This is a genomic window from Sphingopyxis sp. JAI128 (genome assembly GCF_014207235.1).
Taxonomy (GTDB): Bacteria; Pseudomonadota; Alphaproteobacteria; order Sphingomonadales; family Sphingomonadaceae; genus Sphingopyxis.
In genome coordinates, this window is sequence record NZ_JACHDA010000009.1 from 15,064 (window position 1) to 31,470 (window position 16,407).

Below are 16,407 nucleotides of genomic sequence, written 5' to 3' on the forward strand. Positions count from 1 at the left end.
CGCGATCTCATCCTATTCGCTTCAGCCGCCTTGACGGGGCGCTCGATCCCCGTCTCGCGCCGCGGCGCCGAAGCCCGGCAAGACAAAACTAGTGCCGCCCTCGTTAGCATTGCCTGCCGAATATAATCACATGAAATGGAGTTGATCATGTCCTTTGCTTTCAACGCCTGGTACTGCGCCGCCTTTGCCCATGAGGTGACGCATGTTCCCTTCATGCGCCGGATATTGAACCTGCCGATTCTGCTCGTGCGCAACGAAGAGGGTGAAGTCCGGGCGATCGGCGATCGCTGCCCGCACCGCTTCGCGCCGCTCCATCGCGGCGTCTTCGACGGCGTGACGATCGAATGTCCCTATCATGGTCTTGGGTTCGACCTGGAAGGAAAATGCCGGCTCAACCCGCATGGTGACGGCAAGATACCCGGCGCGGCGCAGGTCCGCTCCTTTCCGGTCCGGGAGCGCGATGGCGTGATCTGGCTGTGGGCCGGGGAGCCGTCGCAGGCCGACCCCGACGACATCACGCCGCTTCAACTCGTCGACCGCGGGGACAGGCGGCCGGTGGGCGGGCATCTGACGATGGATGTCGACTATCGGCTGGTGCTCGATAATCTGATGGACCTCAGCCACGCGATGTTCCTCCACGCCGGAACGCTGGCGCCCGAACGCGCGCGCCGCGATGCCACCTATGATGCGCAGCCCGACACCATCCGCGTCGATGCGGTGATGCGCGACGTGTCCACCCCGTCCAGCCAGTTGTTGTTCTTCCATGGCGAGCGGGGCGATTTTCATTCCCGCATCGAGTGGCATTTCCCCGCCACATTGCGCCAGCGACTGTCCATGACGGACGTCGGCGGCGAACCTGGAGACGGCGCGACCACCCGCAACGCCCATCTCATCACGCCGGAAACCGCAACATCCACGCATTATTTCTGGCTTCATTCGCGCAACCGGCTGATCGAAGACGATGCGATCGACGCGCAGACGAAGACCATCATCACCAACGCCTTCACCAATGAGGACGAACCGATGATCGCCGCTTGCCAGGACTATATGGACGGCGAGGAATTCTTTTCCCTTCAGCCGGTGTATCTGCCGACGGATTTTGCGGCCACACGCTGCCGCCGCAATCTCGAACGCCGCATCGCCGCCGAGGCATCCGCCGGTGCCGGATAACAGCCGCATCGCCTAGGCCGGGATCGGCAGCTCGGTGCGATAAACCACCGGCCTTAGCGAGAAGCTCGTCGTAACCTGCGATACCCCTTCGATCTTCGTCAGCTTCTGGCGCAGGAAATTCTCGAACGCGCCGAGCGAATCGACGACGATCCGCAGCTGATAGTCGGCGTCGCCCGTCATCAGATAGCATTCCATCACTTCGCGGAAGCTTGCGATCTGCTCTTCGAACTGCGCCAGATGCCGGTCGTCTTGCCGGTCGAGCCGCACGCGAATAAAGGCGGTCACAGGGAGACCAACCGCCGACGGGTCGACGAGGGCGACATAGCGGAAAATCACCCCGTCCGCCTCGAGCTGCTTGAGACGGCGGAGGCATGGCGAGGGCGACAAGCCGATCTTTTCGGAGAGTTCCTGATTGGTCATCCGCCCATCGTTCTGGAGCGCGGCGAGAATCCGGCGATCGAAGGCGTCAGTCGGGCGTTCGGGCATAATAATCCTTCGGTTTCTGTTCGAATGCATCACCGCGCACCAGCGAAATCCGGGAGTCCCGCTGTCATGTCGCGCAGCCGCCTTGCTGCGGATTCGGGCGTGGTCACGATCGGTTCGCGTCTTGCGCGCGCCACTGCCGCCGCCGCGCGCGCCAGCGAGAACTGGCCAAGCAGGATCACGTCCACCTTTGGAAGCTCGGCCGCCGCGGCGCTCACAAGGTCGTCATGCAATGCGGCATCCCCGCGCTGTAGGGCCGCGAGGGCATCGGGGACGACCAGGCTAACGATATCGGGGGTCGCCGCTTGCCGTGCTGAGGCACGCTCGCCAAGCTCGTGGATGAGCGAAGGCAGCGTCTCCGGAAAGGTCAGGATGAGGCCCGCCCGTCCACGATCCGCGCCCGCGCCGCAAATGTCGAGTACCTCTTCGATCGCGCCCTCGGTGGGCGACACGATGGGGATAGAAAGGTTGGCTTTGACGGCCGCGATCGCCGCGGAAAACGCCGAACAGGTGAACAATATGGCATCCGCCTCCGCACCCGGCGACCGTGCGGCATAGTTGCCGAGTGCGAGGAAGCGATCGATGATCCCGGAGGAGGGGGCATCGTCGGCGGCAAGGTCGCGCGACAGCGAGTCGTCGAGAAGGGTAGTGCAGAAGGCGTCGGGCCATTGGCTCGCCATCGCGGCGCTGGCGGGGCCGCACGACGCAGCGAGGGCGCTGATGAGGGTGACGCGCGGCCGCCGGCTCAGAGAATGATCCCCTCGACGCCGGTTTTGTCCAGCGATGCCTGTTCGCGCGCGAGCACGCGCTGGAAACTCGGCCGCGCCCGCACGCGCTCTGCATGTTCGAGAAGCACGGGAAAGCGGTCGAGCGGAAAACCGCCCTTTTCCGCGGTGCTATAACCCCAATAAAGATAGGTATCGATAATTGACCATTCGGGGCCGTACCACCATCCGCCGGCGAGCCGTTTGCTCAATCTTTGACACTCGCCGAGCATGGTCTCGATGCCGTGGGCGCACACCCCCTCGGTCTCGCCGGTCGTCCATCTCATCGGCATCCGAATCTGGCGCACCGTCGGATGCATCGTGCCCGAACACCAGGCGAGGTCCGCGCGTTGGCCGTGGCTTGCGAGGGGGCCGTCGGCCTTGGGAAACAGCCCTCCCTCGGGCTTGAGGCAGTGCAGCGTCCAGATGATCGCCGCGTTCTCCGTGAGAGTCTGACCATCCACGATGAGGGCAGGAACTTTTCCCTTCGGGTTTACGGCAAGATAGTCTTCCTTCTTTTGCGCCCCCTCCCGAAAATTTACGAGGATGTCGCCATAATCGGCGCCGATCTCTTCGAGTGCGTTCATGGTGACGCGCGAGCACGCGCCCGGGAACTGATAGAGGGTGATGTTCATTTAATACTCCGGGCTTTGATCCATCCAAGCGTGCACCCATCTCGGATGGCATGCCATATATCCCTACTCCTCGCAAGTGAAGCCCGATTATCGCGCATAATCTCCACGATGGCATGCCGCATGGTCTCTGGCGATCCCAGAGGTCGAGTTGGCTGGGTCTGCACGCAACGTGACCATTCTCCGCGACGGAAAGGTCGGGGTGTCCCGTCCCAGGCCCGCAAACGGCAACTGCAGCTTATTGGGTTCCGAATGTCTGCTTCTTCATGATTTTCCGCTAAAACCTGCCTGTCTTAAATCGGCCATTCCGTTCGCATCACATCCGCAGTTGCATCAACAGTTTCGTCCCGGCTGGCAGCGGCTCGGCGGTCAGCGCGCCGCCGTGCGAGATTGCGATCTGGCGCGCGATGGTGAGCCCAATCCCGCCGCCGTCGGCCTTGGTCGTGTAGAAGGGGAGGAAGATGTCTTCGGCGTCGGGGGGAAGGCCGGGGCCGTTATCCTCGACGGTGAAGCACAGCATGTCTCCGGCGATGTCCCAGCCGAAGGTTACGACGGGTTGTGGCCGGTCCGCTGCCGCCTCGACGGCGTTCTTAAGCAGGTTGAGCAGCGCCTGTTCGACGAGCTCGCGGTCGATCGCGACGACTGCGTCGGGCGCCGCGGCGTCGATTTGCAGCGCGGCGCGCGGGTCGAACCCTCGCGCGAGTGCGACCATGTCGGCGCCGAAGGTCGCGAGGTCGACGGGCTCTGGGCGCGGCTGGGGGATGGCGAGGCACTGGCGATAGCGTTCGACAAAGCCCATCAGATGCTGCGCGCGCCGCGCGATCGTGGCGGCGGCCGCGGCGGCCTCGCCGCGATCGGGCGCGGCGGCGGGATCGAGCGCGGCGAGGCTTTCGGCGAGCGAGATCACCGGGCTCAGCGAATTCATCATTTCATGCGCGAGAACACGGCTCAGCCGGTGCCAGGCGTCCGTTTCGACCGCTCCGAGCTGTTCGGCGACGGTCTGCACTGCGATCAGCCGACGCCGCGATCCGTCGGCGATGTCGAAGAGCCCGACCGAGGCGTGCGCGCTGCGCCCGTCGGTCAGGCGCAATAGCCGGCCCGCTTCGGGCGGGCCGGCGAGCAGTGTCGCGGCGTCGGCGGCCACGAAGGCAGGATGATCGGCGAAGCGCGCGGGCGCGGCGGGCGCGAGCGCGCGCGCGGCGCGGTTGGTGCGCAGCAGGCCTCCCGCAGCGTCGGTCAGGAACAGTGCGGCGGGGACGGTGTCGAGCAGGGCGTCGTCGCTATGCGCCTGCGTGCGATGGCGGGCCTCGCGCTGCCGCATCGCATCGACCGCGCGGACGATCGCGGCGTCGAGATCGGCGAAAGCCGAGGGCAGGGCCGACGGCCGGTCGTCGATCGCGATCGCGAGTTGATCGGCGAGTTCGCGCATCGTCCGCTCGGCCTGGCGCGCGGCGCGAACGAGCGCGAACAGTGCGGTGATTGCGACTCCGCCGGCGATCAGCGCGAGCGCGGGTCTGCCCGAGAGGAGCAGCGCAGCGCTGCCTGCCGCGAAACAGCCAGCGACGAGCCCGCGCGCGGCGAGCCCGGCAGCGAACGACCAGTGGCGCTTACCGCCGCGTTCGCCGCTAGAGCCCATGTTTCTCGATGCGCCGGTAGAGCGCGGGGCGCGTGATGCCGAGCGCCGCGGCGGCGCGGCTGATATTGCCGTCGGCGCGCTCGATCGCGCGTTCGATCGCGTGGCGCTCGATCGTCTCGAGGCTCATCGCAGCGCCGGCGCGCTGGCGCGCGGTGAGTTCGATCGCCGCGCCGACGGCGGCGACGAGGCGGTCGTTGCGCCACGGCTTGAGCAGGAAATCGCACGCGCCGCGCTTGAGCGCCTCGACCGCGATCGCGACGCCGCCGAACACGGTGAGCACGACGATTGCGAGCGCCGGATCGGCGACGCGCAGCCGGTCGATCGCGCCCAGCCCGGCGCGGCCGTCGCGCTGTTCGGGGCGGAAGTTCATGTCGAGGAGGATCGCGGCATAGGCGTCGAACGATCCCGGGTCGGGCAGCGCTTCGGGGCCGGGCAAATGCTCGACCTCGGCCACGCCGCGGAGCGCGAGGCCGATCGCCTGCGCGATGGCTTGGTCGTCTTCGACCAGCAGGATTCGGGGGCTCTTCATTCCGCGATCTTACCGGAGCCCGCGCGCGCAGGGAACCTGAGCAAAAGCAGGCGCTTGCGTGGGCCGGGCGGCGAATCGCGCGATGGCGTTGTCCGATCCCGGACACCCGTCCGGCCGAGAATTCGGGAGCCATCCCTTCAAGTTATTGGAAATGTTGAATTTCCTGTTTTTGCCTCGCCACGCGATACTAGGGGCATGAGGAGCTTGTGACCCCATGGACGAACCCTTGCGGCAAAACTGGCTGCGGCGCCATCGCCGCGGAGTTGCGCTGGTGTCGGGGCTGATGGTCGCGGCGCTGGCCCTTGTGATCGGCGTACGCCAGTTCGCGACGCCGTCGTTGTCGGTGCCGGCGGGCGAGGTCGCGGTCGCGCGCGCCGAGCGCGGCCTGTTTCGCGACATGACGAGCCTGCAGGGGCAGATCGAACCGCGCGACATCATCTATCTTGACGCCGCCGAGGGCGGGCGGGTGCGCCGCCTGTTCGTCCGGTCGGGCGATCATGTCGCCGAAGGCCAGCCGCTGGTCGAGTTCACGAACACGACGCTCGAGCTCGATATCCTGTCGCAGGAAGCGCGGCTGATCGAGTCGATCACGCAGCTTCAGGCGTATCAGCAGCAGCTCGAACAGGACCGCAGCGACAATGCGCAGGCACTGGCGCTGACGCGGTACGACCGGACGCGCGTCGAGCGCGACCTTCGTCGCAGCTTGCCGCTCGCGGCGAAGGGGTTCGTGCCGGCAAAGACGATCGACAGCCTGAAGGACGAACAGCGCGCGGTCGCCGACCGGCAGGCGATCCAGGAGGCGCGCGGACGGCGGCAGGGCCGGCTGAGCGCGCTGCAGGCGCCGCAGATCGAGACGCAGCTCGCGACGCTGGGCCGGAGCCTTGCGGTGACGCGCGCAAAACTCGGCGACCTGACGGTGCGGGCACCCGCGGCGGGCCGCCTGTCGGCGTTCGACGTCAAGCTCGGCGAGAATCGCAACCGCGGGGACCGGCTGGGCGAGCTGGCGCTCGACACCGGATTTCGGGTGTCCGCGCGCGTCGACGAATATTATCTGGGGCGCGTGCGCGTCGGGCAGCGTGCCGAGGTCGACGGGCGCCGCGGCGAACTCGCGGTGTCGCGTATCTATCCGCAGGTGACGGGCGGATCGTTCCGCGTCGACCTCGATTTCGTACGCGGCGAGCCGTCGGGCCTTGTCGCGGGCGAGGCCGTGCGCGGCCGGCTGTCGCTCGGCGCCGATCGTCCGGCGCTGCTGCTTCCGGCCGGCGCCTTTCTGGAGGCGTCGGGCGGCCGGTGGGTCTTCGTGCTGGCACCCGGGGGCAATCGCGCCGAACGCCGGTCGATCCGGATCGGGCGGCGCAATGCCGACCAGGTCGAAATTCTGGCCGGGCTGGTGCCCGGCGACCGCGTGATCACGTCCAGCTATGACGGCTGGGACGCGTATCGGCGCATCAACCTTCGATAGGAGACAATCATGCTGCGCGTGGAGACCATCTCGAAAAATTACGAGACCAGCGAGGTACGCACGCATGCGCTGAGCGATGTGTCGCTGACCGTCGGCGAAGGCGAGTTCGTCGCCATCATGGGGCCTTCGGGTTGCGGAAAGTCGACGTTGCTCAACATCCTCGGGCTGCTCGACCGTCCCGACGGCGGGCGCATCGAATTGCTCGGCGAGGATGTGAGCCGCGCGAGCGAGCATGAACTGACCCGCCTGCGCCGCGCTGCGATCGGTTTCGTGTTTCAGAGCTTCAATCTGGTCGACGAACTGACGGTGGCGCAGAACGTCGAGCTGGGGCTGCTCTATCGCGGTACGAGCGCGCGCGAACGGCGCGAACGCGTCGCGCTGGCGCTCGACCGGGTCGGCATGCCGCATCGTGCCCGCCATCTGCCCAAACAACTGTCGGGCGGCCAGCAGCAGCGCGTGGCGGTCGCGCGCGCGATCGTGTCCGACCCGCGTCTGATCCTCGCCGACGAGCCGACCGGCAATCTCGACACCGCGAACGGCGAGGCGGTGATGGACCTGCTCCAGCAGGCGGTCGGACAGGGAACCAGCGTCGTGATGGTGACGCACTCGCTTTCGCAGGCCGACCGCGCCGATCGCAAGATCCAGCTGCTCGACGGCCGGGTCGTCAGCCAGACGCAGCTGGGCGCCTGACCGTGCTGCGCAGCATCCTTTCCTCCACCCGCGGCCAGCTTGCGCGCGGCAGACTCTATGCGGTCGTGACGCTCGCGGGGCTGGCGCTGGCGCTCGCCGCTGCGATCGTCACCGGGCTGTTCGTGCGTCAGCAGCACGCCTATGAAAATTTCATTCCGGGGTATGAGCGCATTTTCCGGATGACGGGCACCGTCGCCCAGCCGGGACAGCCCGAGCGCGTGTCGGCGGTGACGCCGTCGATCCTTGCGAGGGCGCTTGCAGCGCGGAGCGACCGGATCGAGACGATTGCCCGCATCTATCAGGACAATCCGGTCGTCCGCGCGCGCGCCGATGCCCCGCCGATCCGCGCGCAGGGGTTCGTCTGGGCTGATCCCGCGATTTTCGAGGTCCTGCCGCTTGCGTCCGTCAGCGGGCAGCTGGCCGGCGCGCTCGCCCAGCCGGACACGGTGGCGGTGTCGCAAAGCAGCGCGCGAAGGCTGTTCGGCGGGGCCCCGCCCCGCGGCGCGGCGATCGAGATCGTGGGTGCCGACGGCGCGGTCCGGCGGTTGCGGGTGACGGCGGTGTTCGCCGACCTGCCCGCGCGGACGCACCTCGATCTGCAGTTCGTCGCTTCGGGTCTGGGCGCGGCGTCGCCGCTCGCGCGCGCCGATGCCAGTCCGGTGCCGACGATCAATCTGCCCATTCTGACTTATGTTCGCGGCAAGCCGGGGACGCGCGCCGCCGACCTTCAGCCCGCGCTCGACGATGTCATTCGCCCGTTTCAGGCGATGGCGGCGGCCAGCGGCACGAAGGTCGGCGGCTATGCGCTGCCGATTGCCGACATCCACTTCGGACCGCCCGACGACAGTCCGCACGGCAAGCCGAGCGTCGACCCGGCCGTTGTCATGGCGATCGGCGCGGTCGGGGCGCTGATCCTCCTCATGGCGTCGACAAGCTATGTCGCGTTGATGACGGCGCGCGCGGGCCGTCGCGGGGTCGAGGTTGCGGTGCGCAAGGCGTGCGGGGCGGGGCAGGGGCAGCTGATCGCCCAGTTCCTCGGCGAAAGCCTGCTCGTCACACTTGTCGCGCTGATCCTTGGTATGGCGATCGTCGAGCTGGTGCTGCCTGCAGTGAACGGCTTGCTAGGCCTGTCGCTCGCCTTCGATCTGACGCGCGAGCCGGGGTTGCTTCTGCCGCTGCTGGCCGTGTGGCTCGTGATCGGGGTGGCGTCGGGGCTCTACCCGGCGTTCATCCTGTCGTCGCTCCGGCCGATGGCGGCGCTCGGCGGCGGAGCGACCGGCCTGTCGGCGCCAGCGTGGATCGGCCGGACGATGGTGATTGTCCAGTTCGCGACGCTGACGGGACTGCTCGTCGCTGCGATCACGGTATACCGGCAGACCGATTTCGCCATCGATCGTGCGCTGGGCGCCGGACGCGGGCCGGTGCTGACAGTCGCGACGCAATGCCGGTCGGGGCTGGCGCAGGCGGTGCGCGAGCTGCCCGGCGTGCGCCGCGCAAGCTGTTCGGCCGCGGGTGCCTTCAACCTTGCGCCGCACGGCGCGGTCACCGCGATCAACCGCGAAGGGCAACGCTTCACCCCCGGTTTCGTCGAGGTCGATCCGTATTTCTTTGCGCTCGCCGGGCTCGATCCGCTTGCCGGCCGGACTTTCGCGCCCTCGCGCGACAGCGATGTCCGCCGCGGCGAAGTCATCATCAACCAGACCGCCGCCCGCCATTTCGGCTTCGCATCGCCGCAGGCAGCCATCGGCCAGCCGCTGGGCATTTCGCTGCAGGTCGGACCCAATCCGCCGACGACCCCCTATACGGTTATCGGCGTGGTTCGCGATGCATCGGCGAGCGTGCTCGAACCTGCGGGCGAACTGATCTACAGCGCCGCGCGGCCCGAATGGGGCGTGCTCGCGGTCGAAACAAGCCCCGCAGCGCTCTCCGACGTGCGCGCGCGCCTAGGGTGGCTGTGGGAGGCGATGGGCGATAGCGGGCCGCTCGAGGCACGACTGCTGTCGCAGATCGAGGCAGACCGGTACCGCACGACGATCGTGCAGGGGCGCGTGATCGCGGCCTGCGCGCTCGTCGCGCTCGTGATCGCCGCGATGGGGCTGTTCGCACTATCGGCCTTTTCCGCCGACCGGCGCCGCAAGGAGATCGGCATCCGCCGCGCGATGGGGGCATCGCCGGGCGAGATCGTCCGTCTGCTGCTCTGGCAGTTTCTGCTGCCCGTCCTCGTCGCGTGCGCCGTGGGTCTCGGTGCCGGCTACGCGGTCATGCGCCACTGGCTCGAACAATTCGTGGCGCGGACCGACCTGCCGGTGTGGTTGCTGGCCGGGGTGGCGGGAGCGACGGTCCTCGTCGCGATCCTCGTCAGTTCCGCGCAGATCAGGGCGGCGGCGCGCGGGCATATCGTCGATGCGCTTCGCTACGAATGAGGCCGGCGCGGGCCAGCAGGTCTCAGGGTTTCACGAGATTTTGTCCGCTGAGGAAGCCTCGCATGGGCGGGCCGCAGCAATCGCAGAAAGAAGGAGACAGTTTCCGTGCGAACAAGAAAATTGGGTTTGTTCGCCGCAGGTCTGGCGGCCTTGGCGGCGACTCCGGCCATGGCCGACGAATGGTGGCTGGTATTCATGGGCGGCGAGAAGCCGGCACGGCTCGTTGTCGCGATCGACGAGGATTATATCGGTCAAGCCGGATTCTTCGGCGGGGTTTTCAAGCTCGAGACCCTCGCGATCCTCGAAAATGAAAAAAGCCCCGACTGGATCACCTCGAACGTCATCGTCGACTGCGTCGGCAAAACGATCGAGGAAAAGTTGATCCAGATATCGCCGCGCGGCGGGCCGTTGCAGCGGGCACCGGACCAACCTCCGCGCGCGCCCAAAGATGCAGTCGAGCGCCAGCTCCTCCAATTCGGCTGCGAAATGGGACTGAAGACGGAGGCGGAACGCGCTGCCTTTCGTCAGGTCGACAATATGGAGCGCGGCCTGCTCTATCTCGGCCAGTTCTCGATCGAGGGCGTCGCCGACCTGACGTGGAAGGCCATATGGCCCGACGGCACGCGCCCGCCGCACAATGAAACGCGCACGCCCGAAGAACTCGAGCAAGAGACCCAAAGAAGCCTCAAGCACATCCAGGACATCATCACGCTCACCCGCGCGATGGCAGGCCAGGTCATCGAGGAAGACAAGGCGGTGACGCAGCAGCTGATCCGTAAAAGGGGGCAATGATCAGGTTTCGGTCCCGGGGCTCCGGCCCGGTATGATTTACAGACGAAAAGGATGGAAGCATGAAAAAGATCGCGCTCACGGTAGCATTTTTGACCGGCCTCATCGGTACAAGCCCGGCCAGCGCCCAGAGCTGCCCGGCGGGAACGACCTATAATCCAGGTGGCCCGGGCGGGGCTCAGCCCTGCATTCCGATATCCGATTATTCCGGGGGCAGTTCCCCGGCGCCGAGTTCGTCGGGCAGCAACAGCTATGCGGCGATGGCACGGCACCCCGATGCCGCCGACATCTGGGCCGACGGCAATTATTCGGGTGCATATAATGACGCCGAAGCCAATTCGATCGAGATGTGCAACCGGGTGATGGGCGGCGGTTGTGCGACGGGCGGCAAATGGTGGGATTCGTCGATGAAGATCCTTCGCAACAGCCACGGCGATTTCTACAATATGTGGATGGGCGGCGACGCCGGGCAACGCAAGCAGGCGATGGCCGAATGTTCGGCGAAGCAGCTTTTGCCCTGCGAAGTGTTCGCGACGATCCGGTCGAGCACCGATATCCGCAATCCCGGCGCCGAGGCGCGCAAATATTATGCGGTCTCGGCATGGGTCATCGGCGACAAGAGCAGCGGATATAATAACAAGCTCTATGTCGCGAGCGGCCATCGCAGCTACGAGGCCGCGTCCGCGGCGGCGATCAAGGCGTGCAGCGATGCGACATCGCGCAAATGCGAAATCAATACCTGGACCGGTAACGGGGTTATCCAGGCGTTTCGAATGGACAGTAGCGAATACGGTATAGCGGAAACCTCGACCCAGCGGGCGAAGCAAGCGGCGCAGCTGGATTGCAAGCAGCAGAAGAGCAAGAAGTGCGACCTTCAGGCGGTGTTCGACAGCCGCAAGCCGGGGCTGTTCGTGCATGATTTCGCGGCGGCCAAGGCAGAATAGGATCGTTCCCCTGAGATTAAAGATGCCCGGATTTGCAAGTATGAGCGCTCGCCGCCGGATCGGCATCGGAGTGGCCGTGGCGGCGGCCGTCCTCGTTGGCTCCGGTGTCAGTTACGAATGGATTGCGCGCCAGAACGCCGCGAGGGAATTTCCGCCGCCCGGCCGACTCGTCGACATTGGTGGCCGGCGCATTCATATCGACTGCGAAGGGAGCGGATCGCCGATCGTGATCCTGGAGGCCGGCGCGGACACGAGCGGATCGGCGCTCTGGTACCCCGTGGCGCAGGCCGTTTCGCAGCGGACGCGCGTTTGCAGCTATGACCGTGCCGGTCTCATGTGAAGCGATCCCGGCCCGCTTCCGCGCGACGGCGAGGCCATCGTTGCCGATCTGCACAAGGCGCTGGAGGTAGCGAAGGAACCCGGCCCATATGTCCTTGTGGGCGCTTCGCTCGGCGGCCCGCTCGTGATGCTCTACACCGGGCACTACCCGGAAGACGTCGCAGGCGTCGTGCTGGTCGATGGCGCCCATCCCGACCAGATCGCGCGACTTGAGAAAGCGTCGGGCGTCGAAGACGATCCTGCTCCGCTGGTTTTTCGGGCGCTAGCGAACCTCGCATGGACCGGCCTTCCCCGTTTTCTGCTGCCGGTTCCGGAATTGCCCGAGTTGCCCGCCCGCGTGGCAGCTGAAGTCGCGGTTTACCAAGCGCCATCGCTGAGCGCTGCACTTGATGAAGCATCAGCGATGCCAATGACTTTTCAGGAGGCCAGCCCCTTCCGGGACTTGGGGCGCCGTCCGCTGGCGGTGCTGTCGCACGGAAAGCAGTGGCAGGATTACAGTCCGGCGCAGCGAGCCCGCGCGGGCATGAGCAAGGAGCAATTTGAGCGCCACGAAAGGGCGTGGGCGGAGATGCAGGCCGAACAAGCAGCCTGGTCGAGTGATAGCTCGCACCGCACATTGCCCGATTCGAGCCATGTGGTGCAGTTGGAACGGCCCGACGCTGTCGTCGCGGCGATTACCGAGGTCGTCGCCAAGGTGAGAGCGCCGCAGAAGTAACCCTACTCCCCAGGAAGGGACACGAATGCCACATTCACGGGCGGTGCGAGGTCCATCGAGGTCCCATCCGGTCGATATATCCGCTCTTTGATCGGATTTCCCGAATATGCGGTCTGCGGTGATCCCGATCGAAGGGGGCCGGAGAAGGAGAAATATAATGTCTCGAATTCATATCCTGACCGGCAGCCTCGCGGCCATGCTGCTGTGCAACACTTCGATGGCTGGAGCGAGCGGCAGCGTCGCCATGCCTGAGCAACAACAGAAAATGGCGAGCTTCGAGGCCTGCCATGCTTTTCTAGAGGACAGGGCCGCACAGGACCGCAAAAGCGAAGCTCCGCTCACCACAGATGCCGAAGGCAATCGCCGTGCAGTGACGGTCGAACTCAGGACCGATGGAGTCGAGCGCTCCAGCAAAACCAGAGCGCGCTATGGTGCGCGAATATGGTATTCGAACGGAAAGCCGCTCCCTGAATTCGGGACAATCGAAGATCGGGCGAGCTGGGAGGAGCATGATTATGAATGCCGCGGGCGGACGCTCACGATCAACACGTCTCAAGGCTCTACGCTCGAAAGCTATATACCGATAGATGCGGACAAGGCGGCGAGTGATCAGCCGGCACCAACCGGAAAAACCGGTGTCGACTGAACCCGCGCCGTATACGATCATGGAACGACGATGATGGCACCGCGGTGTCGTCGGCACAGCGAAGCTTGCTGAAGTTCGATCAGGCTCAACGCCAGCCGCTGAACGGCCCATTTTCCTCGTCCGCCGGAACGAATGACGGAATAGCCGAAGACGTAAGCGGGATCAGCATTTTACCGCTGCACTGTCTATTGCTCGTCGAGGCGGTGCCATCGAGCACGTCGAGACCCGACCATTGCTTGCCCGGACTGTCGGTGAGGCTGCCCGCATAGCCGCTGAATATGATGTAATGCGTGTTTCCGTTGGTGAAGCGCAGGCTGGTCTGCTGACCGCCGCCACCGCCGACGACGGCATCGCTGTGAACACGTCCGTCTTTACCATCGCTGCTGATCTGCATTTCGGGCGCCTTGCCCGGCGTCCCGTAGCGATAGGTCAGAAGACGATCACCCGCGCAAACCGAGACCTGCTTCCGGCCAAGCTCGCACGAGAAAACAGGTGTCTCCGAGGGATTGCAGAATGTCGAGCCGCCCGTGGCTGCCGTGGCCAAGGCAAGGGACAGTGCTATCGGATATAGGGAAAACATGGGAACTCCTCAAATGGCAGAGATTGCACGGTGCGATGACCTGCAATTATTCGCGTTACTAGATTCCGAATAAAGCCAATCTATGCTTGCGATCACAAAGTTCGAAGAGTCGAGGCCTCCGGCCTCCAACCGTCGTGTTCCCAAGAGGGAAGTTTATTCGGACGGGGCGGGTTCCAGTGACCGACTCCACAGCGCTTCGGTGCTCGACATGCGGGGCTCGCTCAGCGGACAAAAAAGGCCGTACGGGCCACGCCAGTGTTGTTGCTTGACTGTACCCAAGCTCGAAACTCGACCTCGTACAATCCGGGTCGAAGATCGGAGATGCCGGCCACGAACTCCGACGCTTCCGGATCGAAAGTCAGGCTGATCCGCTGCGGGGCCGCCCCGTCCCGCGTCACATAGGCTTCGACTTCGGTATCCGCCGCGCGCCACGGACCTTCCTGCGAGATCGGGCAGCCGCACAACATGGTCACGCCGGCGCGCAGCCCGATCGATGTACCGGCCTTCACCTGTTGGTAGGCCGTTGGCGCTGCCACATCGACGATGAGACCCGGCATCTCGAGCAGCCATCCGTCCCCTGCTGTCAGGTCTCGGCCCGGCAGAATCCATTGGGTACTGGTTACGGTCGTCGCGGCCTGCGGCTGGCTGAGCGGGCCGCTTGCGCTGATGGTGATGCGTCGCGGACGGTCCAGATCGAGGATCGCGCGAAAGACGGCCGAGTCCTCGGTCGCCATCCGTTGCTCGCCTGCGGCTCCCCGGCCCATGATGCGTTGCGTGTCGCCCGTCGTTCCCTGCGTCTGGCCGCGTGCAAGGACTTCCCCGGTGTCGGCATCGGTGAGCGTGATGCGAACGGGAGCCTGAAACCCGCCGAGGAACTTGGCTCCGCGAGCGATCGTTCGCGCCTCTATGATCGTGGGTTCAGCGCGAATGGCCTGAGAAAATTCACTCGAGAGCATCGCTGCTGCCAGAACAACGCGAACACCCGGTTTCATCATATAACGCTCCCATGCGATGTTACTCTTGGCTGCGAATGTCATTGCGGCAGCTCGGTCAGGATTTTCCGGATGCGCGCATCCCCGGGAGCCAGCGTCAGAGCACGCGCATAGCTGTCACGCGCGGCCGTCAGCCGGCCAGCGGAGCGATAGGCCTCGCCGAGGCTGTCATGCGCGTTGGCCGAGTTGGGGAAGCGCCGGGCGTTCCAGGCGAGCGGTGCAACCGCGGCTTCGGCGTCCCATATGTTGAGGGCATCATAGCCGACACGGTTCACGATCGCCTCGGTATCGGCGGGAGCAACCCGTTGAAGGCGTTGGACTGCGGCATCCCACTGGTTCGAAGCAAGGCCTCGGAACAGACGTTCTTCCTCGATTTCGGCGCGGCGCGCGGCCCCGGGCATGACCCGATCGGCAAGTAGTGCCGCGACGCGGTGGCGGTCGAAATGCGATCGTCCGCCATTGTCCAGGTAGATCACGGTGGCCGAATCTCCGGGGTCGGTGGTCCGGAAAAAATGCCTCCAGACCAGGCGAACGCCGCCGCCATGGCCGACGATCGTAACATCGTCGTGGCTATAATATTCCCAGCCGTGCGTATGCCAGGCCGGGGCGCCGGTGGACGTGGGAAAGGGCGTCCATGAGCTATGGAGGGTCGCAGGCGGCAACAGCGCGCCGCCGAGCAAGGCTCTGCTCCACAGGATCATGTCATTTAGCGTCGAAAAGACGCCGGCCGAACCGAAGGTGTAGGTCGGCCGGGAGGGGAGCGCGAACGGCGTCGGCGCTCCCGCGCGCCCGGGAACCGGTTGATAGTTTGTCACCAGATTCGGCAACGAGACGGACCCGAGCGGATATTCGCTATGATAACCGGTTTGGATCATGCGCGCCGCGCGGAACTGCGTCCCGACGAGGTCGGTGAGCGACTTGCCGGTCAGCTGCTGCAAAGCCGCGCGGGCGAGCAGGAAGTTGGTCTGGTTATAGTCGTTACGGGTTCCTCGCGGAAAGCGAAGCGGCTTGTCGTAGAGGCTCTCGAAGGCTGCGTCTTCGGTCGGTGCAACCCAATCGGGCATATAGTCGGGCAGGCCGGATACATGCGCGATCGCCTGCGCCAGCGTTATTCCCCTCCACGTCTCCGGCAGGTCCGGCCGGATATCTTCGATGGGAATAGTGAGATCGAGGTCGCCCCGCTGAACCAGCTTCAGCAGTTCGACGACGAGGAAGAGTTTCGAGATCGAGAAGATGGGGTAGACCGACCGTTCGGTGATCGGACTCCCGGAATCGCGATCCGCCAGCCCCGCATGACGGACATAGACAGGCGTGCCTCGCCGGAACACTGCCACCGAGTGGCCGATGGTGCCATAGCTGGAGGCCGTTGTGTCGAGAAGTGCATCCAGTTCCCCGAAAATCCCCGGCGACGCCTTTGCACTGACCGTCGCGAGCGGCGATGTAGCGAGGCCCGCAAGCGTAAGGCCGATCATCTGCCGCCGGCCGAAGTTGTGATGGCTGTCTTGCAAAGCATTGTTTCCCGCAGACGGCCGGGCAGGGCCGTTTTCGTGGGGTCTCGACTATTGCGGCTGGCATCCGGAAACCAATGACATCTTGTGACGCGGGCTGACATC

General features: G+C 65.4%; 17 protein-coding genes. 9 read left to right on the forward strand and 8 right to left on the reverse strand.

The genetic code is table 11. From position 1 onward, the window contains the following. The first annotated feature begins 147 nt into the window (after positions 1-147). Complete coding sequence (locus HDC35_RS17835) at positions 148-1,170, forward strand: aromatic ring-hydroxylating dioxygenase subunit alpha (protein WP_184648747.1); 1,023 nt, start codon at positions 148-150, stop codon at positions 1,168-1,170. Positions 1,171-1,182: 12 nt separating this feature from the next. Here HDC35_RS17835 and HDC35_RS17840 read toward each other — a convergent pair whose 3' ends face one another. The 5 genes from HDC35_RS17840 to HDC35_RS17860 all read right to left on the reverse strand — a co-directional run bounded on the left by HDC35_RS17840 (position 1,183) and on the right by HDC35_RS17860 (position 5,214). Then, the gene (locus HDC35_RS17840) at positions 1,183-1,656 is read right to left on the reverse strand and encodes an Lrp/AsnC family transcriptional regulator (protein WP_184648748.1); all 474 of its coding nucleotides are present in this window, start codon (positions 1,654-1,656) and stop codon (positions 1,183-1,185) included. A 29-nt stretch (positions 1,657-1,685) separates the two neighbouring features. Next, the gene (locus HDC35_RS17845) at positions 1,686-2,333 is read right to left on the reverse strand and encodes an aspartate/glutamate racemase family protein (protein WP_184648749.1); all 648 of its coding nucleotides are present in this window, start codon (positions 2,331-2,333) and stop codon (positions 1,686-1,688) included. A 65-nt stretch (positions 2,334-2,398) separates the two neighbouring features. After that, on the reverse strand, positions 2,399-3,052 hold the full coding sequence (locus HDC35_RS17850) for a glutathione S-transferase family protein (protein ID WP_184648750.1): 654 nt from the start codon (positions 3,050-3,052) through the stop codon (positions 2,399-2,401). A gap of 313 nt (positions 3,053-3,365) precedes the next feature. After that, positions 3,366-4,685: a PAS domain-containing sensor histidine kinase gene (locus HDC35_RS17855; RefSeq protein ID WP_184648751.1), complete on the reverse strand. Its 1,320-nt coding sequence runs from the start codon at positions 4,683-4,685 to the stop codon at positions 3,366-3,368. After that, positions 4,675-5,214 (reverse strand): response regulator transcription factor, encoded by a 540-nt coding sequence (locus HDC35_RS17860; RefSeq protein ID WP_184648752.1) that lies wholly within the window; start codon positions 5,212-5,214, stop codon positions 4,675-4,677. The genes HDC35_RS17855 and HDC35_RS17860 overlap by 11 nt, the downstream gene beginning before the upstream one ends. A gap of 214 nt (positions 5,215-5,428) precedes the next feature. On the opposite strand from HDC35_RS17860, the gene HDC35_RS17865 reads away from it, so the two are divergent. The 8 genes from HDC35_RS17865 (at position 5,429) to HDC35_RS17900 (ending at position 13,222) form a co-directional block, all read left to right on the forward strand. After that, entirely contained in the window at positions 5,429-6,676 is a 1,248-nt protein-coding gene (locus HDC35_RS17865) for an efflux RND transporter periplasmic adaptor subunit (RefSeq protein WP_184648753.1), read from the forward strand. Between the two features lie 9 nt (positions 6,677-6,685). Continuing rightward, positions 6,686-7,366: an ABC transporter ATP-binding protein gene (locus HDC35_RS17870; RefSeq protein ID WP_184648754.1), complete on the forward strand. Its 681-nt coding sequence runs from the start codon at positions 6,686-6,688 to the stop codon at positions 7,364-7,366. 2 nt (positions 7,367-7,368) lie between these two features. Next, the gene (locus tag HDC35_RS17875; RefSeq protein WP_184648755.1) at positions 7,369-9,789 is read left to right on the forward strand and encodes an ABC transporter permease; all 2,421 of its coding nucleotides are present in this window, start codon (positions 7,369-7,371) and stop codon (positions 9,787-9,789) included. A gap of 105 nt (positions 9,790-9,894) precedes the next feature. Beyond that, the gene (locus HDC35_RS17880) at positions 9,895-10,581 is read left to right on the forward strand and encodes a hypothetical protein (RefSeq protein ID WP_184648756.1); all 687 of its coding nucleotides are present in this window, start codon (positions 9,895-9,897) and stop codon (positions 10,579-10,581) included. A gap of 59 nt (positions 10,582-10,640) precedes the next feature. After that, positions 10,641-11,522: a DUF4189 domain-containing protein gene (locus HDC35_RS17885; protein ID WP_184648757.1), complete on the forward strand. Its 882-nt coding sequence runs from the start codon at positions 10,641-10,643 to the stop codon at positions 11,520-11,522. A 40-nt stretch (positions 11,523-11,562) separates the two neighbouring features. Next, positions 11,563-11,862, forward strand: coding sequence for an alpha/beta fold hydrolase (locus tag HDC35_RS17890; RefSeq protein WP_184648758.1), 300 nt, complete (start codon positions 11,563-11,565; stop codon positions 11,860-11,862). Between the two features lie 36 nt (positions 11,863-11,898). Next, the gene (locus tag HDC35_RS17895) at positions 11,899-12,576 is read left to right on the forward strand and encodes an alpha/beta fold hydrolase (protein WP_184648890.1); all 678 of its coding nucleotides are present in this window, start codon (positions 11,899-11,901) and stop codon (positions 12,574-12,576) included. A gap of 157 nt (positions 12,577-12,733) precedes the next feature. Beyond that, complete coding sequence (locus HDC35_RS17900; protein ID WP_184648759.1) at positions 12,734-13,222, forward strand: hypothetical protein; 489 nt, start codon at positions 12,734-12,736, stop codon at positions 13,220-13,222. Between the two features lie 85 nt (positions 13,223-13,307). Here HDC35_RS17900 and HDC35_RS17905 read toward each other — a convergent pair whose 3' ends face one another. From HDC35_RS17905 to HDC35_RS17915, 3 genes are all read right to left on the reverse strand, one after another. After that, positions 13,308-13,802 carry a hypothetical protein gene (locus tag HDC35_RS17905; protein ID WP_184648760.1) on the reverse strand — a complete coding sequence of 165 codons (495 nt, stop codon included), beginning with the start codon at positions 13,800-13,802 and terminating at the stop codon, positions 13,308-13,310. Between the two features lie 221 nt (positions 13,803-14,023). Continuing rightward, positions 14,024-14,797 carry a hypothetical protein gene (locus HDC35_RS17910; protein ID WP_184648761.1) on the reverse strand — a complete coding sequence of 258 codons (774 nt, stop codon included), beginning with the start codon at positions 14,795-14,797 and terminating at the stop codon, positions 14,024-14,026. Between the two features lie 38 nt (positions 14,798-14,835). Further along, positions 14,836-16,302 carry a serine hydrolase gene (locus HDC35_RS17915; protein WP_184648762.1) on the reverse strand — a complete coding sequence of 489 codons (1,467 nt, stop codon included), beginning with the start codon at positions 16,300-16,302 and terminating at the stop codon, positions 14,836-14,838. Positions 16,303-16,407: the final 105 nt, after the last annotated feature.

What these genes read in the sequence shown, in the direction of transcription:
- HDC35_RS17870 (WP_184648754.1), top strand. Translation starts at nt 6,686, where the DNA reads ATGCTGCGCGTGGAGACCATCTCGAAAAATTACGAGACCAGCGAGGTA.
- HDC35_RS17865 (WP_184648753.1), top strand. Translation starts at nt 5,429, where the DNA reads ATGGACGAACCCTTGCGGCAAAACTGGCTGCGGCGCCATCGCCGCGGA.
- HDC35_RS17845 (WP_184648749.1), bottom strand. Translation starts at nt 2,333, where the DNA reads ATGGCGAGCCAATGGCCCGACGCCTTCTGCACTACCCTTCTCGACGAC.
- HDC35_RS17885 (WP_184648757.1), top strand. Translation starts at nt 10,641, where the DNA reads ATGAAAAAGATCGCGCTCACGGTAGCATTTTTGACCGGCCTCATCGGT.
- HDC35_RS17905 (WP_184648760.1), bottom strand. Translation starts at nt 13,802, where the DNA reads ATGTTTTCCCTATATCCGATAGCACTGTCCCTTGCCTTGGCCACGGCA.
- HDC35_RS17840 (WP_184648748.1), bottom strand. Translation starts at nt 1,656, where the DNA reads ATGCCCGAACGCCCGACTGACGCCTTCGATCGCCGGATTCTCGCCGCG.
- HDC35_RS17835 (WP_184648747.1), top strand. Translation starts at nt 148, where the DNA reads ATGTCCTTTGCTTTCAACGCCTGGTACTGCGCCGCCTTTGCCCATGAG.
- HDC35_RS17890 (WP_184648758.1), top strand. Translation starts at nt 11,563, where the DNA reads ATGAGCGCTCGCCGCCGGATCGGCATCGGAGTGGCCGTGGCGGCGGCC.
- HDC35_RS17855 (WP_184648751.1), bottom strand. Translation starts at nt 4,685, where the DNA reads ATGGGCTCTAGCGGCGAACGCGGCGGTAAGCGCCACTGGTCGTTCGCT.
- HDC35_RS17900 (WP_184648759.1), top strand. Translation starts at nt 12,734, where the DNA reads ATGTCTCGAATTCATATCCTGACCGGCAGCCTCGCGGCCATGCTGCTG.
- HDC35_RS17910 (WP_184648761.1), bottom strand. Translation starts at nt 14,797, where the DNA reads ATGATGAAACCGGGTGTTCGCGTTGTTCTGGCAGCAGCGATGCTCTCG.
- HDC35_RS17860 (WP_184648752.1), bottom strand. Translation starts at nt 5,214, where the DNA reads ATGAAGAGCCCCCGAATCCTGCTGGTCGAAGACGACCAAGCCATCGCG.
- HDC35_RS17850 (WP_184648750.1), bottom strand. Translation starts at nt 3,052, where the DNA reads ATGAACATCACCCTCTATCAGTTCCCGGGCGCGTGCTCGCGCGTCACC.